Genomic DNA, 25,303 nt, shown 5'->3' on the forward strand with positions numbered 1-25,303 from the left:
ATCAATCTCATATTTTTCATAATCTTTATGAAAAAGATTAATGTTATCGACAAAATGTTTTATTTGATAGACCATATCAAACAAGCTATATTTATCCCATTCATTTTCTTAATTTCAAATAACAAACATTTATAAATGGAAAGCCTTATGCCGCACAACACCATAACTCTTTTACATCAAGCGCTTGCTCAACGTATTCTTATTCTGGACGGTGCAATGGGCACGATGATCCAGCAATATAAACTCACCGAAGCCGATTTCCGTGGTGAGCGGTTTGCACAAAGTGCGGTGGATTTGCGTGGTAATAATGATCTGTTAAGTCTGACCCAACCGCTGCTGATTAAAGCCATTCACGAGAAATATCTGGCGGCAGGGGCGGATATTATTGAGACCAACACTTTCAGTGCCACCACTATTGCCCAAGCGGATTATGATCTGCAAGCGGTCGCTTATGAGCTGAATGTTGCAGGGGCAAGACTGGCACGGCTGGCGGCGGATCAATATTCCACACCTGATAAGCCCCGTTTCGTTGCCGGTGTGTTAGGACCGACCAACCGCACCGCATCCATTTCCCCCGATGTAAACGACCCCGGTTTCCGCAATATTACCTTTATGCAACTGGTGGAAGCCTACGCTGAAGCTGCCCGAGGCTTGATTGAAGGCGGGGCGGATATTTTGATGATCGAAACCATTTTCGACACCTTAAACGCCAAAGCCGCTGTATTCGCCATTGAGCAAGTGTTTGAAGAAATGGGTGTGAAATTGCCGGTGATGATTTCCGGCACGATCACCGATGCGTCAGGGCGAACACTTTCAGGGCAAACCACGGAGGCCTTTTACAACTCACTCCGCCACGCCAAGCCACTCAGTTTCGGCTTAAACTGTGCCTTAGGCCCGAAAGAGCTGCGGCAGTATGTGGAACAACTATCCAAAATCAGCGAATGTTACGTTTCCGCCCACCCGAACGCCGGTTTGCCGAACGCCTTTGGCGGCTACGATTTAGGGGCAGAGGAAATGGCAGCACAACTCAAAGAATGGGCAGAGAGTGGTTTCCTGAACATTGTCGGCGGTTGCTGCGGCACGACCCCTGAGCATATTCAAGCCTTTGCCAACGCAATGCAAGGCATTAAGCCACGACCGCTCCCCACCATTAAAACTGCAATGCGATTGTCGGGGTTGGAGCCGCTGACCATTGATGACGACAGCCTGTTCGTCAATGTGGGCGAACGCAATAACGTTACCGGTTCGGCAAAATTCAAACGGTTGATTAAAGAGGAAAAATACGCCGAAGCAATGGAAATCGCCATTGACCAAGTGGAAAACGGGGCGCAGGTTATTGATGTGAATATGGACGAAGCGTTGCTTGACTCGCAAAAATGTATGACCCGTTTTCTGAATATTATGGCGACCGAACCCGATGCGGCGAAAGTGCCGGTGATGATTGACTCAAGTAAATGGGAAGTGATAGAAGCCGGGCTGCAATCTATTCAAGGCAAGGGGATCGTCAATTCTATTTCTTTGAAAGAGGGCGAGGAAAAATTTATCCAACAGGCGAAACTGGTTCGCCGTTATGGTGCTGCCGTGGTGGTAATGGCATTTGACGAAGTGGGGCAGGCGGACACCGAAGATCGCAAGGTGGAAATCTGTACCCGAGCCTATCGCATTTTGGTGGATCAACTCGATTTTCCGCCGGAAGATATTATTTTCGACCCGAATATTTTTGCCATCGGCACAGGCATTGAGGAACACAACAACTACGGTGTGGACTTTATTAACGCCACCCAACGCATTAAGCAAAGCCTGCCCTTTGCCAAAATTTCCGGCGGCGTATCCAATATCTCGTTCTCATTTCGTGGCAATAACGCAATGCGTGAGGCAATTCACGCCGTGTTTTTATACCACGCCATCAAGGTCGGAATGGATATGGGGATTGTCAATGCCGGACAGCTTGCCATTTATGACGATCTCGATCCCGAACTGCGTGAAACGGTGGAAGATGCGGTGCTAAACCGCCGAGATGATGCTACCGAACGCCTGTTGGATCTTGCAGAAAAATACCGAAACTCGACCGCTAGTACGGAGGAAAACACGGTAGCGGAATGGCGGACGTGGGCGGTGGAAGAGCGGCTCAAACACGCCTTAGTCAAAGGGATTACGACACATATTATTGAAGACACAGAAGAAGCACGCCAACAATTCAGCTCGCCACTGGAGGTGATCGAAGGGCCGCTAATGGACGGAATGGACGTAGTGGGCGACCTGTTCGGCGACGGCAAAATGTTCCTGCCACAAGTGGTGAAATCCGCCCGAGTGATGAAACAATCGGTTGCCTATTTAGAACCCTTTATCAACGCTACCAAGCAAAAAGGCTCAAGCAACGGCAAAGTGGTGATTGCCACCGTGAAAGGCGATGTGCACGACATCGGCAAAAATATCGTCAGCGTAGTGTTGCAATGTAATAATTTTGAAGTGATCGACCTTGGCGTAATGGTGCCGGCAGATAAAATTATCGACACGGCAATTCGGGAAAAGGCGGATATCATCGGCTTGAGTGGCTTAATTACGCCATCGCTGGACGAAATGGAATATTTCCTTGGCGAAATGAACCGCTTGAAGCTCAATATTCCGGTGATTATCGGCGGAGCGACCACGTCCAAAGAACACACTGCGATTAAACTTTACCCGAAATACGCCTACGAAGTGATTTACACCACCAATGCTTCCCGTGCCGTAACCGTCTGTGCCGCCCTGATGAACCCTGACACTAAAGCGGAATTGTGGGAACGCACCAAAAAAGAATACGAGCAAATTCAGCAGGCTTTCGCCAATAAAAAAGCCCCACGCAAACAGCTATCGATTGCCGAGGCTCGTGCCAACCGCTTTGACGCATTCAGCGGCGAATGGGCGGATTACCAAGTGCCTGTGCCGAAACAGACCGGCATTATCGAATATAAAAATGTGCCGATTGCGACCCTACGCCAATTTATCGATTGGTCGCCGTTCTTTAGGCTTTGGGGCTTAATGGGCGGCTACCCCGATGCGTTCGATTATCCGGAAGGCGGCGAAGAAGCACGCAAAGTGTGGAACGATGCCCAACGGGTATTGGACGAATTTGAGCAAAATCATAAACTTAACCCAAGCGGTATTATGGGGATTTTCCCAGCAAACAGCGTAGGCGATGATATCGAAATCTACGCCGATTCTGACCGCACTTCAGTGGCAGGCGTTGCCTATAATCTCCGCCAACAAGCCGAACGGGGCAAAAACAGCAAAAGCCCGTATAACCTATGTTTGAGCGACTTTATCGCAAGCAAAGAGAGCGGTCGCCAAGACTGGTTCGGAATGTTTGCCGTCTGTGCCGGTATCGAAGAACACGATTTGGTGGACGGCTACAAAGCCGCCGGCGATGACTACAACGCCATTCTGCTGCAAGCCGTGGGCGACCGACTTGCCGAAGCAATGGCGGAATACTTGCATTTTGAACTCCGCACAAAAATCTGGGGTTATAGCAAAGAAACACTCGAAAACGACCGCTTGATCCGAGAAGACTACACCGGCATCCGCCCCGCCCCCGGCTACCCAAGCTGCCCGGAACACACAGAAAAACAGATCATTTGGGATCTACTTGAAGTCGAACACCGCATCGGAATGAAACTCACCGAAAGCTACGCAATGTGGCCGGCGGCTTCGGTTTGTGGTTGGTATTTCACCCACCCTGCGAGTAACTATTTCACACTAGGACGGATTGATGAAGATCAGGCGAGAGATTATGCGGAGCGTAAGGGCTGGACGGAAAGAGAGATGGTGAAGTGGTTGGGAGTGGCGATGGGGTAGGGGGATTTCCTAATAAAAAGTCAGCTTTTGAGCCGACCTTTTTTGATAGCTATCTTTTACTGAGGATATCGACGACAATGTTCAGAAACTTTCTCCCATTGTCCTCGTTTGAAACGAAAATATGCTCTCACATGCACAGCTTTTGGATATTGACATTGAAGCATATATAACTCCTGTGTTGAAATTACGAGAACGATATTGATTAGATAACCTAAAATAAATACAATAACGAAGATTTCAACTATGTCTGTATAGGCATCATAGGAAGAGGGGCGTTCTCACTTCCATTCCATCTCAGCTTGAAATGTTGCCGCATTTCAAGCTGTTTTTTACAAATATCTACATTTTATTTTTCTTTCCTTACCCCCTTAAATGGCTTGCCATCTTGTTTTACATCCATAAATTTCCCTGTAATAGTATCTCGTTTAACCCATAACTCAGTTTTAGGGTTATAAGTTTGAGATCTATCACAGACCATACCTTTACGTTGATTATCTCCATATGGAGGATTTTTAGCCATACATGACTCCTTATACTTAAGTTTAGAAAGGTCTTTTCAATTACTGAAAACATGTTAAACTATACCAAAGATACATTTTAAAGTCAATATTGATCTAAAAAAAAGACCATAATGATCTAAATTTAGGATCTTGATGCATTTAACAATGGGAGGAAACATGTTTACTCAATCAATAGAGCATTTTTTAGAGAAAAATAGCAAAAAGTTTAATCAAATTGAGCGATTAATTTTTATTGATATTTATCTTAATTATTTAGGGGTTATCTCTCGTTTAGATATCATGAATGAATTTGAAATTGCAGCGGCTGCGGCATCAAAAGATCTTAATGAATATAGAGAATTAAATAGATCAGGTACATTATTAAATAATAAGGAAAGGGTAACTGAGATATCTGAACAGTTTCAACCTATATTTAAAATTAGTCCTAATGATGCTTTGGATGTTCTGATAAATGGATTTAATAGAAATAGATTTACTAAGAAAACCAAGGCTATGTCAATAGAAATAATTAATGATATACAACCTGCCCAAATAGAGGAAGAGTCAATTATTAATGTTACTAGAGCTCTACATAGAAAAAAAGGAGTTAGATGTTTATACACATCTAGTAATAGTAAGAAAAATAATGAGCGTATTTTATTTCCGACGATCTTATTTATAAATAATCAAGATTGGTATTTTAGGGCTTTTGAACGAGATGATGAATCTGCCCAATTTAAAAACTTTAAGATATCTAGAGTTACAAAAGCTACTTATGATCCACAATTAGAACCACTAAAAAGTGAAACAATTGAATATGATAATAACTGGAATACATTTATGCCGATAGAAGTAAAAATAAATAGTAAACTTCCTGAGCCAATCCAAAGAGGTATCCAAAAGGATTTTTTTATGGAAGATAGTGAATTATTAACTATTACAAGTCGAGCAGCCCTATTTACGTTCATAAAATCCAATTTCAAAATTGGTTTCACATCTGAAATAGATGATGATAAATTTCTGTATTTTGAATTAGTAAATCAATCTACTATCGAGACTATCTTATCCCTAGCTAGGATATGTAATAAAAATCATAGATATGCAAATGTACTATCAACTCTACCACTAAGTCAAAATTCAGAAAAAGGACGTCATCGATGTGCAGGATGTGCTTATGAAGCTGGAATTAGGGATGGTTTAAATAACAAAAAACGCTCTTTGGATGAGCTAGATCTTCCTTACAGCCAGGCGGGAACAGGAAGACACCGATCAGCTCAAGAAGCGTATAATCTAGGATGGCAAAAAGGATTTGCGGATTTTAACATTGAACCTCATAGTTAAAATAAATAATGACCAAGCAAAATTATTACCAATTTTAGACATTAGCTAAATCAAAAAATAGTTGGAAAATATATCCTCAGATTTTTTACAGAAGTCGTAGAGCTTATTTATAAAGGGGATTTCGAAATGCGTGAGGGCATGTGCATCATTGATTAGGACAATAAATAAAAAGGGCAGTAGCAAGGATGCTAGCATAATTCAGCTTTATTATTAACTTAACACAATCTCATTATCTGTATATATCAAAAATGTTTCTTAGTATATACAAAACGAAAAGGAGGAAGTTATACAAACTCATATATTTTAAAGTGGTAACCGTCAAGCGGTGAGAATTCCTGCTGATTTCCGATTTAATGTGGTTGAAATTTTTTGATGAAAAGTGACGATGTGATTTTATGCCCTATTCGTAAGCTTGAGGAAAGTTTTCTGGTTTTATTTTACGGTTTTGATGATTTTTGGATGTTATCCGATCACGATAATTTACTACCGTAGGAGCGTGAAGGAACAGGTAGATAAGTTAAAATGTCAAGATACACAATCAGCAGAAATAATTTATGAATTGCTTGCTATGCATTAAGTTGCTATGCAATTTTGGTTATGAATAACACTAAAGAATTTAAATTAATCACTGCTCTTAAATGATAGGATTTGGTATTGTAAATTTAAATACAACCGGTAGGATTTTTAAAAAATTATATGGTAAATCAAGTGGACAAAATCAAAGAACTTAAAAATATACTCGCTGCACTTATGGATGATGTATGGTTCGCATTATTTCTTTTAATCGTAACCTATATAGATGTTTATTTTAGCGTTAAATATAATGTATCTATAATTATAGCAATGGAAGATATGGGGAGATATTTCACAAATCCAATTGACTATCTCTATATGATTTTATTGTTTTCAATGATTTTTATTTGTCTATTCCCCATATTAAAGATTTTTTATATATTTATCTTGTCTGATGTTTTACAAAATATAGGTTTTAATATTTATCGATCGCCATATGATATAAAATCCCCTGAAGATTATAAAAATTATTGTTATCTGGATACTGCTATATTGAATGCAGTTAAAGCTAATAATAATGCTTTGATGCAATATTGTGATAGTAAAAAGCAAAGGTTTATAAGAAATGGATTAAGAAAGAAAGCTATTTGGGGAATGCTGTTCTTATTTGTGTTTTATTATTTGCTTTCTAATAATGGTGGTAATCCGATTTTAATTCAGTTGTATATTGATTTCTTGGCATATGCTGAAGAAACATCAAAAATACTTTCCGTGAGTATAATAATTACAAGTCTTTTTCCTTTATTCTATATTTTAAATGATCTATTCGTTATAGAATCAGAATATATCTATCTTCCTGAAAATAATAAAAAATAGTTAGAATAAAATTTATAAATCAAGGGATGTAGTGATACACTACACTTCCCATACTTTATCATTATAAAAACATTGAAAATGTGTTAAGATGTAAAGACCTATATTTTATAAGTGAGAGTAATTTAATGTGGTCAGATACTGAATCTAAAGAAGACTATCTCAATTTTGGTGAAGTATCTCAAATTGTTACTGAAATATTAGAAACTGAAGCTATGCTACCAGTTTCAATAGGTATTTTTGGTAACTGGGGTGCGGGTAAGTCCTCTCTGTTAAATTTGATTGAGCAACAAATCAAACCTGATGAGTGGATTATAATTAAATTTGATGCTTGGCTTTATCAGGGGTTTGATGATGCCAGGGCGGCACTTTTAGAAGCGATTGCAAGTCATTTGATTCAAGCTGCCAAAGATGAAGAGACCGTCTTGCAAAAATCCAAAAATTTATTAGCTAGAATTGATGGTCTTCGTTTGGCTGGTTTGCTTGCAGAAGGGGCGGCTTTAACAGTAGGTTTTCCTACTTTTGGCTTGGTTTCCAAACTGCTTGGAACAGCCAAAAATGCTTTAGATGGTATTCAAGATGAAAAAGAAAGTAAGCAAGTTGTAGAAACAGGAAAAGAAATTGTTGATTCAGGAAAAAATCTTCTCAAACCAAAAGAGAAACAAACACCACCACAACAAATCGATGCATTTAGAAAAGAATATAGTGAAATATTACAGGATTTAGGTAGAAAGCTAGTTATTGTAATTGATAATCTTGACCGCTGTTTGCCTGCTAATGCTATTCAAACATTGGAAGCTATTCGTTTATTCCTATTCTTAAATCGCACCGCTTTTATTATCGCGGCTGATGAGGAAATGATTCGCCATTCGGTTGCAGAGCATTACAAAGATTTGTCCTATCGTCATCAAATAGATTATTTAGATAAGCTCATTCAAATTCCCATTCGTGTACCGAAAGCTGGCGTTCTTGAAATTCGTGCATATTTGTATATGTTATATGCCATTCATCAAAAATTACCTACTGAAAAACTGGCAAATTTACGCCAATTTTTAGAAACCCATTTGCAACAATCTTGGCAAAATCAATCCTTAAATCCAGAACAAGCAGCTAGTAATATTGGTGAACAAGATAATCAAGATTTACTGGCAGATTTTGAACGAGCGAACAGAATAGCCCCTTTATTGGCAAATTCACCGAATATTTATGGTAATCCTAGAATTGTAAAACGCATTTTAAATACTATTAAAATGCGTACCAAAATTGCAGACAAGCGTCAAATGCCGTTAGATGAAGCGATTATTACCAAATTGGTGATTTTTGAACGATGCGTGGATTCTGATGTTGTAACAAAATTTTATCAGCTGATTAATGAAGGAGAGGGCAAACCTGAATTATTAAAAGAACTAGAAAATAATAACGAGCAGATCCTATCTACTCTATCTGAAAACAAACCTATTCAAACATTTATCAAAGAATGGGTAAAATTAGAGCCAAAATTATCCGATGTTGATTTGCGAGCAGCAATTTATTTATCTAGAGAAACTATACCGTTAAATACTTATACTGCTCAACTTTCTCAAAAAGCCCAAGATGCTTTAAGCATTTTACTTAAAACCGCATCAAGAACAGGTTCACAAAATACACAAAATGCTATTAAACAGCTAACAATGGATGAGCAAATCTCTGTTATGGAAGCCTTACTTGTACAATTACGAAAAGTGGATAATTGGAAGGAAAGCCCAAATGGTTTTATGGGCGCTTGTTTGTTGGCGAAAAATTCAGAAGAAGGCGCAAAAATTTTAACTCGCTTCATTATTGAATTGGAAGGTAAAGGTGTTAATTATCCGTGGCTTACAAAAAGACTAGAAAACGAAACTTGGTATCAGGAGTAATCAATGGGAACTTCACAATCTAGCGTAGGACCAAATGGTCGTTCGCCTTTATTGCCTTCTTGGGTTGATGATAGTCAAGTACTACCACTAACGCCAGACTCGCAAAGATTAAAGGGATTGCGCCAAGCGATTGGTAGGGCTGTGCAAGGTGGTGGGCGTAATGATGTGCGTAAAGCACTCGGTCATTATGCCAGAAAAGCCAGTGGTGGTAAGCATACTGCCGTACAAAAACTAGGTAAAATTATCCAAGCAGGTTCGGGCTTATTTGGCATTTTTTCAGACAGTCTGCAACAACAATATTCGGTTAATTTACATAGTTTAAATGGTCAGCCTTGCGATGAAGTTATCAACCAAATTACTGAAATTTTGGTTGGTCATCACGGTGATTCAGACAAGATTCGTTCAGCGATGAATGCGGCGTTATCGGAAGCCTTAGAAGGAATAGTGACTTTTGATGAAAACAGCATTACTGTTGAAGTTATTGGTAAAATGATGGTTTGTTATTTAACTGAAAGTATTTTTCTGCAAATTACACATGATGCAGGCAAGGCGTGGAATAAGGCAGATAATCCTGTTCAAATTTCTGACATTGAAAATGATTTAAGGCAATTAATTCGCGAGGTGGTGGATATTACACTCGCCCCTAAATTCACGGATGATATTTACTATTTAACAACCGAGCAAATGCAAGAAATTCAGAACCAAGCTATTTTGGAAATTTGGGAAATATGGGAGGCTTATTGATGACACAGCTGGTTTTTCATCACGATATTGAACAATTAAAGAATCTACCAAACAATGTAGTACCTGTTCAACTGTACGGAACGGGAGATAAAAATTTACAAATTGCGAATATCGGCAATAAGGTTTTGGATAGTGTAAGAAGATTAGGTGCTGGACTTAATGATCAAGTAATGGATTTTCTAACCATTGCTATGGCAGTAACAGCAGCAGATACTTTTGTTTTGCGAAAAGATACGGCAAACGGCTGGTGTCGTTCCTTTTCTATCACTTTACCATTGTGCCAACCAGATATTTGGCAAGCAAGCAAAGCTCATTTAGAACAGATTTTACACTTTTTAAGTGGTGATATTTGGCAATTTGATTTTCAAGAAAACGGACAGTTCCCTCCACGACCTTATTCACAAAATGGTAGAGCCAAGTTAGTAGATTTAAGAAATAAAGACTGTGTTTGTTTATTTTCAGGTGGTTTAGATTCAGCAATTGGGGCAATTGATTTATTGGAGCTGGGGTATTCACCCGTTTTGGTTAGTCATTCTTATAAAGGTGATAGATCACGCCAGCAAGCCATTATCCAGCAACTTAACCAAAATGGTTATATTAATCAATTTTCCCAATTTAATGCGATTGCACAGCCACATTTAAATAATGGTAGGACTACTGAAATCACAATGCGAACCAGGAGTTTAAATTTTTTGGCATTTGCAATTGCATCAGCTTATGCATTACAGGAAGTTGTGCAAGAAGAAATTGATGTTTTTGTACCTGAGAATGGGGTAATCTCAATCAATGCGCCTTTAACTGCACGCAGAGTAGGTACTTTGAGTACCCGTACAACACACCCTTATTTTATCCAAGAAATACAAAAATTATTCACTGCGATCAATATTCCTTTTACTTTAAAAAATCCTTATCAATTTAAAACTAAAGGTCAAATGATAGAAAAATGTAGAAATTTGCCATTATTACAAGAAATTATCCCCAGTACCGTTTCATGTAGTCACTGGAAACGCAAAAATCAACAATGTGGAGTTTGTGTTCCCTGCCTTATTCGTAGAGCGTCATTACATTATGCTGGTATGACGAATGATGCTGAATATGAATTCAATGATATTCGACAAATTTTGACAAATCAGGATAGAAAAGATGATTTATTTGCTTTAATTAGTGCTATTCGTCAAAAAAATCATCGTAATATGAATCAATGGGTTTTACAAAGTGGTTCATTGCCCATTCAACAATTAAATCAATTTGCTGATGTTTTTATGAATGGATTGAATGAAGTGGAACAACTTTTAATAGCAAATCGAATATTATGATGGATATGCATTGCCATTTGGATTTATATCCAAATCCACGATACGTTGTAAAACGATGTCAGGATGAAAATCTTTATGTATTATCTGTTACAACCACACCCAAAGCATGGTATGGAACAAGTTTATTGGCAAAAGATTGTCCTCGTATTCGTACCGCATTGGGATTGCATCCCCAACTGGCTCACGAACGTTGGCAGGAATTGGAATTGTTTGATGCATTATTAAACCAAACTCGCTACGTGGGTGAGATTGGTTTGGATGGCGGAAAAGAGTTTAAAACACATTGGGAAACCCAATTAAAGGTTTTTCGCCATATTTTAAGAAGCTCAGCAAAATCTGGCGGAAAAATATTAAGTATACACTCTAGAATGAGTGCAAATGCTGTACTGGATGAATTAAGTCAAGTAAATGATAATTTGCCAATCCTTCATTGGTTTTCAGGCACAAAACAACAATTAAAACGAGCGATTGAAATGGGCTGCTATTTTTCTGTAGGACCTGCAATGTTAAGCAGTAAAAAGGGTTATGAGTTGGTTCAACTCATGCCAATAGAAAAAATATTGATTGAAACCGATGGGCCTTTTGGGAATATTAAAACACAAGCTTTATTCCCCTGGAATGCCAATATTGCCATTGCAATATTGGCAGATATGTGGGGGATGAATATTTCAGAAACTGAAAATATATTGAGACAAAATCTCTTTAGCTTAGTTTCAAAACATATATAAACCAATAGCCCCACATTATACTGTAATATCATTTTCACTCATCAAAAACTCCACCAAATGCAAATGTCGCACCCCTTCAATATTTCCGCGCCACAGTTCGTCCATTGTGACTACATATTTCGGGTAATTATCGGCAATCGCTAAGAGCGGAGAAAATTCTCGTTGAACGGTTTGTTCGCTTTCTAATTTATAGGCGACTTGAATATAAAGTTTTTCATCTTGCTTTTGGGCGATAAAATCCACTTCTTTGTCGCCAAGTTTACCGATGTAAACCTGATAACCTCTGCGTTTGAGTTCAAGATAAACGATATTTTCTAAAATGCCTGAGATCAGCATTGGGCGGAATCCCATTACGGCATAAAGCAACGAAATATCGCCCAAATAAAATTTTTCTTGGGTTTTCAGAATCTCTTTGCCTCGGATATCAAAACGTTCAACACGATGTAAAATAAAGGCACTTTCTAAGGCTTTTAGATAATTATAAACCGTATTTATATCGACTTTTCGCTGCTGACTTTTAAAAAAATCAGCGACATTTTTGCCTGAAAAAGTGTTACCGATATTGTCAAAGGCAAATTTAACAATTCGCTCCAACAACTCAACATCACGAATCTTATGTCGCTGTACCGTATCTCGCAAAATCACTGAGGCATAAATATCTTGTACTATTTTATAGGCTGTTTCTTCGCTGTAATTAGCGGTGTGGATAACGGGAAATCCGCCTTTATGCAAGTATTCATTAAATGCAGTTTGTGGCATTGGCGTTTCATTGGTATAAGCCTGTTTAAAGGTTAAAAATTCTTGAAACGACAGCGTAAAAATCGGAATTTCCACATAACGCCCTGCCAAATAAGTAGAAAGTTCGGAAGAAAGCAGCTGCGAATTTGAACCGGTAATATAGAGATCTACATTAAAATCCACCATAAACGCATTCACTGCCTTTTCCCATTCTTGCACGTCTTGGATTTCATCAAGCAGGATGTAATGCTTTTCTGCGGAATGAATTTGCCCTTTTACAAATTCATATAATTTCACCGCACTTTTTAGTTCAGTAAAGGCAAAGCTTTCAAGATTGATGTAAATAATTTGCTCGTTTTTTACACCGAGATTAAGCAATTCTGCTTGTAATAGTTTCAATACTGTCGATTTACCACTACGGCGCAAGCCGGTGATCACTTTGATAAACGGCGTGTTGATAAAGGGTTTAAGCTTTTCGAGATAAGTAGGTCTTGTGATCATAGTATTTATGCATATAAGTTTAACTTGATGATATTTTACATTATCTTTATGGTTATAACCATAAAGAAATCTATTTTATGTGATTGTTTAGGTTTATGATATAAGTATCTGAGAATATTGATGAATTAAATTTTAGATGCGCACCATCGTTTCATCATTGCTATAAAGCTAATCCAACGTTAAAAACTCAAATTCTTGCTTTGGCTGTAATATAATTTTTTCCTAAATTTGTAGTGATACACTATGCAAATTTGCGTTTTTCAACGTGATAACAGTCAAGTAGTGAGGATTCCTGCAGATTTTCGTTTTGATGTGGGTGTGGTTGAAATTTTGGGAGTGAATAGTAGTGATGTGACTTTACGACCTGCCCGTCAGTCTTCGGAGAGCTTTCTAACTTTATTTGATGGTTTTGATGATACTTTTATTGAGGCGTTTCCGGGCGTGGTAATTTACCGCCACAGAAGCGTGAAGATCTATCTACTGGATAGCAATATCATTATTTAGTTAATCAAAAACCACCCAAGCTTCCTCAGGCAGTTTCCCAAAATCTAACCTACTTCACCGCCACCGTAAACCGTTTAAACAAATGGGCTTTTTGTTCGGCATCATCAGCGATGGCGATAGCAAGGTCGGCGACGCTGATGCCTGCTGGGGCTTCGCTGTTCATCAAGAGTTCTTCGCCGCCTAAGCGGTAGCTGCCGGTGCGGTCTTCGCTAAAGCCGGCATCGGCACCGAGCATTGCCGGTGGGGAGATGAACGCCCAGTTGACATCACGGCGATTCCGTAAGTCATTTAACAAATTGCGGGCGGCGTTAGCACCGGCGAAAATTTCCTGTGGGAAATCCGGTGTGTCGATCAGCTGCACATTCGGGGCAACATACAGACTGCCGGCACCGCCCACTACCAATAAATACGGCACTTGAGCGGTTTTTGCCGCTTCCACAATGGCGTTTGCGCCACGGGTGAAATCCTCGGCGATATTCGGGTTTGTCCAGCCCGGGTTGAAGGCACTGACAACGGCATCAAAGCCCTGTAATTGCTCGGCGAAGTTTGCAGAATTTACGTCTGCGGCGACCGCTTGCACGTTGTCCGCTTTGAATACTTTTTCAACATTACGGGCAAAGGCGGTGACTTGGTGTCCACGGCTTACCAATTCTTGCACAACGGCATTGCCCACATAGCCTGTTGCACCGATAACGGCGATTTTCTTCATTTTATTTTTCCTCTAGCTTATTGACTCTAAAATTAAAACATTCCACGACCGCTCACGGTTTTTTCCGGCACGGCTTGGATCACGTCCCAATGCTCGACAATTTTACCGTCCTCATCAAAGCGGAAAATATCCACTACCGCTTCGCCTTGGTCTTGCTCGTTCAACTGGCTGTGAACGTGCAGGGCGACCAAATCGCCGTCCGCCAGCACGCGTTTAACGGTGGCTTTTGAACCCGGATTTTCCTTTAAGAACGGGGCGAACGCATCAATAAATGCCTGACCACCGTCCGCAACGTGCGGATTGTGCTGCAAATATTCCTTGCCGACATATTTATCCACCGCTTCTTGCAACTGGTGTTGGTTGAACGCCATTTCATAGAATGCCAACGCATTCGCTTTGTTTTGCTCCGATGTGGTTTGAGCCATTGCAGTAGCAGCGGTGAAAAGTGCGGTTAAAGTTAAAAGTGTTTTTTTCATTTTGTTTTCCTCTTGTTGAGTAATGTTCGGTTGATGTGGGGCATTATACTGAAATAAAAAATGGGAAAAAGAACGATTTTTGAATATAATTGTTTCATATTACGAAACAAATAGAGCAAAAAATGGATAAATTTACTTCGATTCAAGTGTTTTTGGATCTCGCCGAGACCGGCAGTTTTACCGCCACGGCAGAACGGTTGGAAATGTCAAAGCCGATGGTGAGCCGCCATATCGCCCTAATGGAAGAATGGCTGCACGCACGGCTGCTGCAACGCACTACGCGAAAAGTGTCGCTGACTGATGCCGGTGAGCAAGCGGTGGCATTTTGTCGAAAAATTGCAATGCAGACGGCGGAAATGGAGCAGGAAATGGCAGCGGCACAGGGGGAATTGCGTGGCGTGCTGCGGCTGACCTGTAATGCTGCTTTTGGTGCAACCCATTTGCTCAAGCAGATCAATGAATTTCTCGCCCTGCACCCAAAATTGAATATCCAGCTGCAACTGACGGATAATCTGGTGGATTTGGTCGCCGAACGGATTGATCTGGCGGTACGCTTTACCAACAATCCCGACCCGAATTTGGTCGGTCGCAAAGTGGCGGATGCCCATTCCGTATTGGTGGCAACGCCCGATTATTTGGCACGTTCTGGTACACCCACAACACCGGTGGATCTGCAGCAACATCAATTTCTCTCGCACACCAACGTCAATCGTAAAACTCTTCGGCTACAACAGCAGAGCGAACCGGTGGAATTGGAACTCAACGCCCGTTTCGCCACCAATGACGCTCTCGCCCTGCTCAACAGCACCCTCGCCGGCAACGGCATTGCAATGCTGCCGAAATATATGGTCGGCGAACATCTCGAAAACGGCACACTCCAAGCCGTCCTGCCCGACTGGGAGCTGCCCATTTTCGGCATCTACCTGCTTTACCCCAGCCGCCACCGCCTCCCTCTCGCCGTGCGGCAGCTGATTGATTTTTTGGTAGAAAGGTTCCGGGGAAGGGATTGGTAGGTTGGTTGGAAATTTAGTGTAGATAGAAGAAAGCAACAAGGTATAAACTTCCTTTTGCGAACCAAAACGAAATGCCCTTTGAAATTCCGGAGAGTTGGAGGTGGGTTAGATTGGGGGATATAGGTGAATGGCGGGCTGGAGCAACTCCAAATAGACACGAACCTAAATTTTATGATAATGGCATAATTCCATGGCTAAAAACAGGTGATTTAAATGACGGATTTATTAATGATATTCCAGAATATATATCTGAATTGGCGTTAGAAAAAACATCAGTAAAATTAAATCCCATTGGCTCTGTTTTAATTGCAATGTATGGTGCGACAATTGGTAAATTAGGAATTTTAAATATTGAAGCAACAACAAACCAAGCCTGTTGTGCTTGTATTCCTTACACAGGGATAATTAATAAATACTTATTTTATTATTTAATGTCTCAAAAGTCTGAGCTCCAAAAGAAAAGTGAAGGAAGTGGTCAACCTAATATTTCTAAAGAAAAAATTATAAATTATTTATTTGCTCTTCCACCACTTGCCGAACAACACCGCATTGTCGCAAAAATCGAAGAATTGCTTCCTTTTATCGACCAATATGCCAAAAAAGAGCAAGAACTCACTGCGTTACATCAAGCCTTTCCACAGCAGCTTAAAAAATCCATTTTGCAAGCGGCAATTCAGGGCAAATTAACTGAGCAAGACCCAAATGATGAGCCGGCAAGCGAACTGCTTAAACGCATTCAACAAGAAAAAGTGCGGTTGATTGCCGAGAAGAAATTAAAGAAACCAAAACAACATTCAGAGATCATAATGCGGGATAATATTCCTTATGAGATTATTGACGATGTAGAGCGTTGTATCGCAGATGAAGTGCCGTTTGAGATTCCTAAAAATTGGTGTTGGGTGAGATTGGGAGAGATTGGTGAATGGGGTTCCGGGGCGACGCCTAATAGACATGAACCCAAATTTTATGATCACGGTACCATTCCTTGGCTAAAAACAGGTGATTTAAATGATGGATTTATTAATGATATTCCAGAATACATTTCTGAATTGGCGTTAGAAAAAACATCAGTAAAATTGAATCCTATCGGCTCGGTTTTAATTGCAATGTATGGTGCAACAATTGGTAAATTAGGAATTTTAAATATTGAAGCAACAACAAACCAAGCCTGTTGTGCTTGTATTCCTTACACAGGAATATTTAATAAATACTTATTTTATTATTTAATGTCTCAAAAATCTGAATTTCAAAAAAGAAGTGAAGGAAGTGGACAACCGAATATTTCTAAAGAAAAAATTGTAAATTATTTATTCGCACTTCCTCCATTAGTAGAACAAAAACGTATCGTAGATAAAATTGAAAAGTTATTTTTATCATTAGAAAAGTTTAAATAACTCTATGGGCGTATTTATTATCTTACGCCCATAACAATAATAAATTACCAATCAATCACTTTATTTACAATTGCTTGTTGCTCTGTACTTGTTCGACGTAAATATATTCTTGTGGTTTCTATGGTTTCATGCCCCATTAAATCCGCTAAAAATGCAAGATCATTAAACCGCTCTAAAAAACTTTTTGCAAAACGATGTCGGAAAGAATGAGGGTAAACTAATTTCGGATCTATTTGATAATGTTTGGCTAGCATTTTTAATTGTCCGGCAATACCGCGAGTAGTAATTCTTTTATTATAACGATTAAGGAAAATAAATCCGTGTTGCCGGTTAATATTTTCTAACCATTTTAAACATTCCTTTTGTAATAATTCGGGAATATAAATTCTACGCAACTTTCCACCTTTTGAATAAAGATCAATATATCCTATTTTAATATGTTCATATTTGATCTGAATAAGCTCGCTAACCCTTGCTCCGGTTGCTGCCATAAAGCGAATAACAAAATACCAATAAAGATTATTATCGGCTTTTAATCTTTCTTTAAAATAGCGGTAATCTGCTTCACTAATTACATTTTCCAGAAATGTTTTTTGTTGAACTTTAACAAAAGTTAATTTCAATTTTTCTTTCTTGATAAATTCCAAATAATAATTAATTGCTCTTATTCTTAAATTTACAGTTTGCGGTTTATAGTGTTCAATTAAGAATGTTTTATATTGTTTTAGAGAAGATTTTGTAATTTCAGGAAAGAGATTATAATATTGTCTTATGGCAAACAAATAAACTGAAACTGTGTTATTTGCTAGATTTTGGTTTGAAAGATAACGTTGAAACGAATTAATCATACTAATTTTCCTTATTTGAAGTTGAAAAGAAGTATGATAATAGATATAAAAATAGATGTTTACACAATATGTTTGGATGCCAAAATAATGACATCCCTAGGATGAGTTATTTAATAATAATAAAATATTTTTATCAATTATATTCATTCTAATTTATTTATTGATAAAAATAAATTTTCTATTTTATTTATAATGCGTTCTTGTTCTTCTAATGGGGGAATAGGAAATAATAAATTTTTTATATAGTCTGAAGATATTCTTTGTTGCCCTGCCGTACCTGTAAAATTTTTTATTCCTTCATTAATAAAATAAAAAGTTTTAAAGAACCATAATAAATATTCTACTTTTATTGTATTACATAAAGGACGAACAACAAATAACTCTGTTGTTCCGGCACCAATTTGATTATTCAGATTTTTAAAAATGACAGATTTTTTATTTTCGAAGCATGGAGTAATTTTAGCAATACCTATATCATTATTTTGAAAATGTGTGAATCCGGATTTAATATCTTTCCATTTTCTTACAGAAAAAGTATGTTCATTTTTATAACCATCTTTTATATCTTTCATTGGGATAAATGACACATTTAACGCATCATCAGCTTTATTCTTCGGGTTTAATATTATAATCTCTCCTAATCTCACCCAACACCAATTTTTAGGAACCTCAAACGGCACTTCATCCGCGATACAACGCTCCACACCGTCAATAATCTCATAAGGAATATTATCCCGTATTATGATCTCTGAATGTTGTTTTGGTTTCTTTAATTTCTTCTCGGAAATCAACCGCACTTTTTCTTGTTGAATGTGTTTAAGCAGTTCGCTTGCCGGCTTATCATTTGGGGCTTGCTCAGTTAATTTACCTTGAATTGCCGCTTGTAAAATGGATTTTTTAAGCTGCTGCGGAAAGGCTTGATGTAACGCGGTGAGTTCTTGCTCTTTTTTGGCATATTGGTCGATAAAAGGAAGAAGTTCTTCGATTTTTGCGACAATGCGGTGTTGTTCGGCGAGCGGGGGGAGTGGAAATAAGAAATTTTTTCCTTTTTCTAAATTAAATCTAGGCATTTTTGTTCCATGAGAATTATTTTTGGAATATCCCAGGAAGTAGCTTGACATTAGTAGTAGTTGTGCATATTTATTAAAGATATATTCACTACACTTTAGTGGTACAATTTCAGTAGAGCAAAATCCATTTTCATCAGCAATAATAACTTTATTTAAATACGGTCTTAATTTCCCATACAAAATATCATTTTTCTCAAATAAATTTCTTTGGCTTTTTATAGAATTAGATGTTTTTAGTTTCTTTTGTATTAAAAGACCAGATTGCTTTTCAATATCTTCTAAATCTAATACCCAAGAATTAAGAGGAATATCTGAGCCAGATATAGCCCCTTGAGAATTAAATTTACATATCTCACCTAACCTCACCCACTGCCAATTCTCTGGAATCTCAAAGGGAAATTTATCGTCCTTCGCAAAAGGAAGTTTATCGGTAGATTTTTTGCTTTTTTTGATCTTACCTTCAGCAATCAGTTTTGCTTTTTCTTGTTGGATTTTTTCTAAAAGTACTGATGCCGGTTCATCATTTGGATCTTGTGGTACAAGTTTCCCTTGAATAGCCAGCTGCAAAATGGCGTTTTTTAATTGTTGAGCTTTCATTTTTTATTTTTAATCCGTTTTCCCAATGTTTCAATGATTGCTAAATCGTCTTGCTCAGCCTGTAGTTTTAAGGCTTCTCGGCGTTTTTGGCTAAATATTACATATTGTTCTGATGTGAAATCTTCTATTTGCTTACGGCTTTTGCTGCCTTTGCCGGCTAAAACCTCAAAGCCGTTATCCTCAATAATGCTATCAATACGATGCTGCCAAAATTTAAGGGTGAGATCCTGCCTGTTTTTCGCCCGTAATTCCGCACTTTCTAAGAAGATTACCGTTAGTCTGTTTAAAGTATCAATTTCATCTGCATTGAGATAATTTTTGGAGATAATAATATCGGCTTTCAATACCCGTTCACCGCTCCAAGAAATCAGCCCCATATTCGGTAATTCACCATTTGCCCGACTACAAATTAATTCTGCCGCAGTCTGTTTGGTTACCGCATAAATCAATTTATTTTGTGCTTCGGCAAAGAACATTTCGGTCGCTTTATCGTTTTTATCATAATCACTGGAAAGCTTAAACAGCTCCCGCACCTTCTGATAAAATCGCATTTCACTGGCACGAATATCGCGAATGCGTTCCAGTAATTCATCAAAATGATCAGTTCGCCCTTGCGGATTTTTCAGCCGTTCGTCATCGAGTAAAAAGCCTTTTTCAAGATAGGTTCGTAAATGGGTATTTGCCCAACGGCGAAACTGCACACCACGCGGGCTACGCACCCGAAAACCAATGGCTAAGATCATTTCAAGGGAATAATGTTTCACTTGATAATTTTTACCGTCAAGGGCAGTTATAAAGAAATCCTTTATAACTGAAATAGCATCTAACTCTTTGTCTTCTATAATATTTTTCACATGCAAGCCTATATTTTGAACAGAGGTGTCAAAAAGTTCGGCAAGCTGATTTTGCGTTAGCCAAACTTCATTGCCTTGTACAAAAAGCGAGACTTTGCTTTTTCCGTCTTCGGTGTTGTAAATAATCAAATCAGACATATTTTTCTTACAGCTTAATCCCTAAAATCCCTGTAATTTCCGCTAAAATTTGGTCAATATCGGCATTTAAAGCGGTGCGTTTTTGCTGATAATGTGCAATTAACTCATCCGGTGGTAAGATTTGCTCTTCTTCGTGCGGAAAACCGCACAAGTCGATATTAAATTGGCGATCGGCAAGTTCTTGGTAGCTGTAACTTCTCGCCTTATCAAAGCCTTCAATTTCAATGGGTTGGCGATTATGCCACCATTCCATCACCTCATTGAAATGCTCCAATTTCATCGGTTTGGTTTTGGAGAAATTTTTATAACCCTCAGGCATATCTAAGCGATAAAACCAGGTTTTTGTTGTCGGTTGGGTGTTATCAAAAAAGAGAATATTGGTAGTGATTGAGGTATAAGGAGCAAAAACGCTATGGGGCAGGCGGATGACCGTGTGCAAATTCATTTCGCTCATCAATTTTTGTTTAATCGCTACTTTGGCGTTATCTGTCCCGAATAGGAAGCCGTCCGGCAACACAATCGCCACACGCCCGTTTTTTTTCAAACGGTACATAATTACCGACATAAACAGATCCGCTGTTTCGCTGCTGCGTAATGCGGCAGGGAAGTTCATTTTAATCTGCTCGATCTCGCTGCCACCATAGGGCGGGTTCATTAAAATTACATCAAATTTTTCCTCGTCGGTGTAATCTTTGACGTTTTTTTCCAACGCATTATCGTGGTGAACATTCGGGTTATCAATATCGTGTAGCAGTAAGTTTGTTACACAAAGTAAGTGCGGTAAGGCTTTTTTCTCAACACCATAAACTGCATTATTAAACAAAGTGCGGTCGGAAATCGTTTGAATTTGTTTTTCCAGCACTTTTAATGCCGAAGTTAAAAATCCACCCGTGCCGCAGGCAAAATCGGCAATTTTCTCACCGAGTTTTGGGGCAATCATTTGCACCATAAAATCAGTGACGGCTCGAGGCGTATAAAATTCTCCCGCATTGCCCGCACTTTGTAGGCTTTTGAGAATGTTTTCATAAATATCGCCGAAAGCGTGGCGTTCTTGATATTGCTCGAAGTTGATTTCATCAATGATATTAATTACTTGACGTAACAGTATGCCATTTTTCATATAGTTATTATTATCTTCAAATGCTGCCCGAATGATTTTCTGGTTCATTGGCGTATTGACGGAAATCGGCAAATTCTTTAACGCAGGAAATAAGTCATTATTGACGAAATTCAGCAGCTCATCGCCCGTCATTGCTTTGCCGTCTTTATTATCTTTTGCCCAATTTGACCAACGTAAAAATTTGGGCAAAATAGATTGATAATTGTCGTTAATCAACTCCCATTCCTGTTCTTTGGCATCGTAGATTTTAAGAAATAAAATCCAGACGATTTGCTCAATACGTTGGGCATCGCCGTTGATTCCGGCATCGTTTCTCATTACATCTTGTAGGCGTTTCACGAGATTGTTTAGACTCATATTTTTCCTTTGTTGTTTGTTCGTGTTATCAAATAACCATCAAATAAAAAAATTATTTAATATCAATTTGTTAAATCTTTCTAATGGTTTGTTTGATATTAAGCTATCAAATAAAATGTTGACTATTTGAACGAAGACCGAGCCTGTTAGTAACGGCTGCAATTCTTCTTTTTTATTTATTAATCCGAATAAAGTATACTTTCCAATCCTTTTACCGCTTTTTGGTAAAGTGCTTTGCCGCCAAATTTTTTCACAATGGAAATTAAGCCGCCGAAAGGTTCAAATTGGCTGTTTTTTAATAGTTCAGGTTTACTGAGATCTTTCGCTCCCGATTTGGTATATTCCGCTAAAATTAAGTTTAAAACCTGCCGATTTTCTGCATCATATTGTTCTACATAGCCGCTCTGTTTCACTTTGGCGATCCGTTCGGTTTTGCTCATTACGGGCTTATCAAATGCCACGCTGCGGAGAATATCTAAATCGTCCACATTGCTGCCCCATTTATGCTTTGTGCGAAGCGAATTGAGCCAGTTTTCATTGGTGTAAAATTTTGAGAAAACTTCACCGCTTGAAAGCCAGCTATCTTGAAGCTGCTTATAAGAGGTGAAATCCTGACGTATATGGCGTTTGGAATAGACTTCGATTTCCTCAGAAACCAGCTCTCCCCGTTCATTGAGGTACTGTACTTTTTCATCAATAATACGTAGTAATAATTTTCCGGCTTCGATTTCGATAGTAGGTTTATAAATCGGTTCAGGTTCTTGAATAATATTGTCATCAAGTGGAGTTGGATCTTTTTCTCCGCTTGTTTTAAGCTCTTCATCGGGGTCAAAAATCACAATCGGATCACCGTCAAAATCGGGATCAGCAAATAAATCCGTTACCCCTCGAAAATCCATAATCGTGAAAAATGTTTTTCCGGCATCGGGGCGTAGCCGTGTACCCCGCCCGATAATCTGTTTAAATTCGGTTATTGACTGAATATTGTCATCCAGCACCACCAGTTTGCAGGTTTTACTGTCCACACCGGTTGTCATTAATTTAGAGGTTACCGCAATCACCGGGTAGATATTACCTTCATTTTTGACATCGCAAAATGCTTCTAAATCCGCATTTTTACTCGTTTGATCACCGGTAATTTGGCGTATATATTTGGGATTTTCTGCCAGCATATCGGCATTCAGCTCTGACAACGCAGCAACCATTCGTTGGGCGTGGTTGATATTGGCACAGAATACTATCGTTTTACTCAAGCGGTCCGTTTTCTTCAAAAATTCGCTAATGCGTTCGGCAACAAGGCGAGTACGGTCATCTAAGATGATGTTGTAATCAAAATCTTTAATGGTATAAAGCCGGTCTTCCACTAATTCACCGTTTTTATCCTTTAATCCCTTAGTTGGTCGCCAACCTTTTAAATCACAATCCAAATCCACCCGCACTACACGGTAAGGGGCAAGAAAACCGTCATCAATACCTTGTTTTAAACTATAGGTATAAATCGGCTCGCCAAAATAGCTGATATTGCTTGCCTCATTGGTTTCTTTTGGTGTTGCTGTCATACCAATGTGGGTTGCAGCACTGAAATAATCCAAAATCGCCCGCCAGTTTGAATTTTCTTTTGCACTGCCGCGATGACATTCATCAATAATAATCAGATCGAAAAAAGAGGGCTGAAATTGTTTAAACAGTTCATTATTCTCTTCGCCGTCAAGTTGTTGGTACAGGGCAAGATAAACTTCGTAGGCACTATCCAGCGTTTTATTACTGACTTTTACCATTTTATCTTTAAACGGTTTGAAATCCTGTGTCATCGGCTGATCCACCAGCACATTTCGGTCAGCTAAAAACAGCACTTTGCGTTTTGCACCGCTTGTGCGTAAACGGTGAATAATCTGAAAGGCGGTATAGGTTTTACCCGTGCCGGTTGCCATAACCAATAGAATCCGGTTTTGTCCTTTTGCCACCGCTTCTACCGTGCGGTTAATGGCAATTTCTTGATAATAGCGAGGGGATTTAAATTGGCTGGCTGCACTAGTGTAATAAGGCTGTTGAATAATTTTTAGCTCATCGGTGGTATATTGCTGTGTCCAACGCTGTTCTAATTCTTGCGGTGTTGGGAATTGTGTCATCGGCAAAGTGCGTTGTTTACCTGTTATAAAATCGTGTTCGACAAATTCATCGCCGTTAGTGCTGTAAGCAAAAGGAATATCAAGTAACAAAGCGTAGTCCATTGCTTGTTGCAAACCATCTCTGGCGGTGTGTTTGTTATCTTTTGCTTCAACCACGGCAATTTTACGATTCGCCGATAGATAGAGCAGGTAATCTACTCGCTTGCCGTCCTTACGGCTGGCTTTTTTCGTTTTCGGATCAATCAGCATCCGCCCGTCGGTAATTTGTTTATCCGCTTTAAACGAGTATTCTTCACGAATCTGTCTATCGTCCCAACCTACATTCCGAATGGTAGGAGTAATGAATTTGGAACGAATATCCGCTTCCGACATCTCACGTTTTTCTGCTGGAGTAAACATAATCTTCCTTCCGATAAGCATTTTTTATCGGAAGATTATAGCAAAAGTGCGGTTGGTTTCTAAGAGGATTTATGATTATGTTAAAAATCTAACGTCGAAATAGCATTGTGAATACTGGCTAATACTTTTTTAGGGTCGGCGATAATATTACGTTCAAAATGATAACGTATGCTTTCCAGTAATAATGCAGACATCATTGTACTTTGAAAATCTAATTGTTCGGCATCAATATGCGGATGTTTTTGTAAAATTATTTTTTCTGCCCCGACTTTAATGATACTACGCATATCCTGATAAAGATGATGCCGCGGTGTGTCGATTTTCCATAAAGCCAGAAAAGTCTGCCGTTCTTGAAACAGTACCGGCACAGCGTACTGATAAAATTCAGACAAGTTTGTACAGCTTAAACGTTGTTTAATTGTTTGATCCAGCAAAATTTTTACATCTGCAATCATCTTACCCGCCAAATCGCTTTTGCCGGAATAATAGCGGTAAAACGTGGTGCGATTCACCATTGCGGTTTGCAAAATATCATCCACGGTAATTTCACGAAAGCCTTTTATTTGCAACAGATCCACCAACGCCTGACGAATATACTTATGGGTTTTAACCACCCTTAAATCGATTTTTCCCGTTGATTTATGTGAATTTTTCATAAAATATTTTCCACATTCTCTATTTATAAACATACATTTTTAAAATTTTGTCTGCA

At 38.8% G+C, this 25,303-nt stretch carries 20 protein-coding genes; 10 read left to right on the forward strand and 10 right to left on the reverse strand.

All coding sequences use genetic code 11. The features are described 5' to 3' along the window. Positions 1-147 precede the first annotated feature (147 nt). Positions 148-3,834 (forward strand): methionine synthase, encoded by a 3,687-nt coding sequence (metH, locus tag EDC44_RS01415; protein WP_131974640.1) that lies wholly within the window; start codon positions 148-150, stop codon positions 3,832-3,834. A gap of 346 nt (positions 3,835-4,180) precedes the next feature. Here the strand turns inward: metH and EDC44_RS12925 are convergent, their stop codons facing one another. After that, entirely contained in the window at positions 4,181-4,354 is a 174-nt protein-coding gene (locus tag EDC44_RS12925; RefSeq protein WP_165870209.1) for a hypothetical protein, read from the reverse strand. 157 nt (positions 4,355-4,511) lie between these two features. Here EDC44_RS12925 and EDC44_RS01420 point away from each other — a divergent pair, with 157 nt between their 5' ends. The 6 genes from EDC44_RS01420 (at position 4,512) to qatD (ending at position 11,744) form a co-directional block, all read left to right on the forward strand. Beyond that, a complete protein-coding gene (locus EDC44_RS01420) occupies positions 4,512-5,675 on the forward strand; it encodes a WYL domain-containing protein (protein ID WP_165870210.1) in 1,164 nt (387 codons plus the stop codon). 708 nt (positions 5,676-6,383) lie between these two features. After that, positions 6,384-7,064, forward strand: coding sequence for a hypothetical protein (locus EDC44_RS01425; protein WP_131974644.1), 681 nt, complete (start codon positions 6,384-6,386; stop codon positions 7,062-7,064). 125 nt (positions 7,065-7,189) lie between these two features. After that, positions 7,190-8,956 carry a KAP family P-loop NTPase fold protein gene (locus tag EDC44_RS01430; protein ID WP_131974646.1) on the forward strand — a complete coding sequence of 589 codons (1,767 nt, stop codon included), beginning with the start codon at positions 7,190-7,192 and terminating at the stop codon, positions 8,954-8,956. A gap of 3 nt (positions 8,957-8,959) precedes the next feature. Then, positions 8,960-9,700: a hypothetical protein gene (locus tag EDC44_RS01435; protein ID WP_131974648.1), complete on the forward strand. Its 741-nt coding sequence runs from the start codon at positions 8,960-8,962 to the stop codon at positions 9,698-9,700. Continuing rightward, positions 9,700-11,016, forward strand: coding sequence for a Qat anti-phage system QueC-like protein QatC (qatC, locus tag EDC44_RS01440; protein ID WP_131974650.1), 1,317 nt, complete (start codon positions 9,700-9,702; stop codon positions 11,014-11,016). The genes EDC44_RS01435 and qatC overlap by 1 nt, the downstream gene beginning before the upstream one ends. Beyond that, positions 11,013-11,744, forward strand: a complete 732-nt coding sequence (gene qatD, locus EDC44_RS01445; RefSeq protein ID WP_131974652.1) for a Qat anti-phage system TatD family nuclease QatD — start codon at positions 11,013-11,015, stop codon at positions 11,742-11,744. The genes qatC and qatD overlap by 4 nt, the downstream gene beginning before the upstream one ends. A gap of 15 nt (positions 11,745-11,759) precedes the next feature. Here the strand turns inward: qatD and EDC44_RS01450 are convergent, their stop codons facing one another. Continuing rightward, positions 11,760-12,983, reverse strand: a complete 1,224-nt coding sequence (locus tag EDC44_RS01450; protein ID WP_131974654.1) for an ATP-binding protein — start codon at positions 12,981-12,983, stop codon at positions 11,760-11,762. A 243-nt stretch (positions 12,984-13,226) separates the two neighbouring features. Here EDC44_RS01450 and EDC44_RS01455 point away from each other — a divergent pair, with 243 nt between their 5' ends. Further along, positions 13,227-13,487 carry an antitoxin gene (locus tag EDC44_RS01455; protein WP_243647872.1) on the forward strand — a complete coding sequence of 87 codons (261 nt, stop codon included), beginning with the start codon at positions 13,227-13,229 and terminating at the stop codon, positions 13,485-13,487. A gap of 49 nt (positions 13,488-13,536) precedes the next feature. On the opposite strand, the gene EDC44_RS01460 is transcribed toward EDC44_RS01455, so the two are convergent. After that, entirely contained in the window at positions 13,537-14,196 is a 660-nt protein-coding gene (locus tag EDC44_RS01460) for an NAD(P)-dependent oxidoreductase (RefSeq protein ID WP_131974656.1), read from the reverse strand. Positions 14,197-14,228: 32 nt separating this feature from the next. Beyond that, complete coding sequence (locus tag EDC44_RS01465; protein WP_131974658.1) at positions 14,229-14,672, reverse strand: nuclear transport factor 2 family protein; 444 nt, start codon at positions 14,670-14,672, stop codon at positions 14,229-14,231. A 122-nt stretch (positions 14,673-14,794) separates the two neighbouring features. Here EDC44_RS01465 and EDC44_RS01470 point away from each other — a divergent pair, with 122 nt between their 5' ends. After that, positions 14,795-15,685 (forward strand): LysR family transcriptional regulator, encoded by an 891-nt coding sequence (locus tag EDC44_RS01470; RefSeq protein ID WP_131974660.1) that lies wholly within the window; start codon positions 14,795-14,797, stop codon positions 15,683-15,685. A 71-nt stretch (positions 15,686-15,756) separates the two neighbouring features. Next, positions 15,757-17,079 carry a restriction endonuclease subunit S gene (locus EDC44_RS01475; RefSeq protein ID WP_131974662.1) on the forward strand — a complete coding sequence of 441 codons (1,323 nt, stop codon included), beginning with the start codon at positions 15,757-15,759 and terminating at the stop codon, positions 17,077-17,079. Positions 17,080-17,123: 44 nt separating this feature from the next. Here EDC44_RS01475 and EDC44_RS01480 read toward each other — a convergent pair whose 3' ends face one another. The 6 genes from EDC44_RS01480 to EDC44_RS01505 all read right to left on the reverse strand — a co-directional run bounded on the left by EDC44_RS01480 (position 17,124) and on the right by EDC44_RS01505 (position 25,247). After that, on the reverse strand, positions 17,124-17,927 hold the full coding sequence (locus EDC44_RS01480) for a tyrosine-type recombinase/integrase (RefSeq protein ID WP_131974664.1): 804 nt from the start codon (positions 17,925-17,927) through the stop codon (positions 17,124-17,126). A 143-nt stretch (positions 17,928-18,070) separates the two neighbouring features. After that, on the reverse strand, positions 18,071-19,594 hold the full coding sequence (locus EDC44_RS01485; protein WP_131974666.1) for a restriction endonuclease subunit S: 1,524 nt from the start codon (positions 19,592-19,594) through the stop codon (positions 18,071-18,073). Further along, positions 19,591-20,586 carry a virulence RhuM family protein gene (locus EDC44_RS01490; RefSeq protein WP_131974668.1) on the reverse strand — a complete coding sequence of 332 codons (996 nt, stop codon included), beginning with the start codon at positions 20,584-20,586 and terminating at the stop codon, positions 19,591-19,593. The genes EDC44_RS01485 and EDC44_RS01490 overlap by 4 nt, the downstream gene beginning before the upstream one ends. A 7-nt stretch (positions 20,587-20,593) precedes the next feature. Beyond that, the gene (locus EDC44_RS01495; protein WP_131974670.1) at positions 20,594-22,063 is read right to left on the reverse strand and encodes a class I SAM-dependent DNA methyltransferase; all 1,470 of its coding nucleotides are present in this window, start codon (positions 22,061-22,063) and stop codon (positions 20,594-20,596) included. A 179-nt stretch (positions 22,064-22,242) separates the two neighbouring features. Beyond that, the gene (gene hsdR, locus EDC44_RS01500) at positions 22,243-24,591 is read right to left on the reverse strand and encodes an EcoAI/FtnUII family type I restriction enzme subunit R (RefSeq protein ID WP_131974672.1); all 2,349 of its coding nucleotides are present in this window, start codon (positions 24,589-24,591) and stop codon (positions 22,243-22,245) included. 80 nt (positions 24,592-24,671) lie between these two features. Next, positions 24,672-25,247 carry a TetR/AcrR family transcriptional regulator gene (locus EDC44_RS01505; protein ID WP_165870211.1) on the reverse strand — a complete coding sequence of 192 codons (576 nt, stop codon included), beginning with the start codon at positions 25,245-25,247 and terminating at the stop codon, positions 24,672-24,674. Positions 25,248-25,303 lie beyond the last annotated feature (56 nt).

It is taken from the genome of Cricetibacter osteomyelitidis, from assembly GCF_004340985.1.
GTDB lineage: Bacteria > Pseudomonadota > Gammaproteobacteria > Enterobacterales > Pasteurellaceae > Cricetibacter > Cricetibacter osteomyelitidis.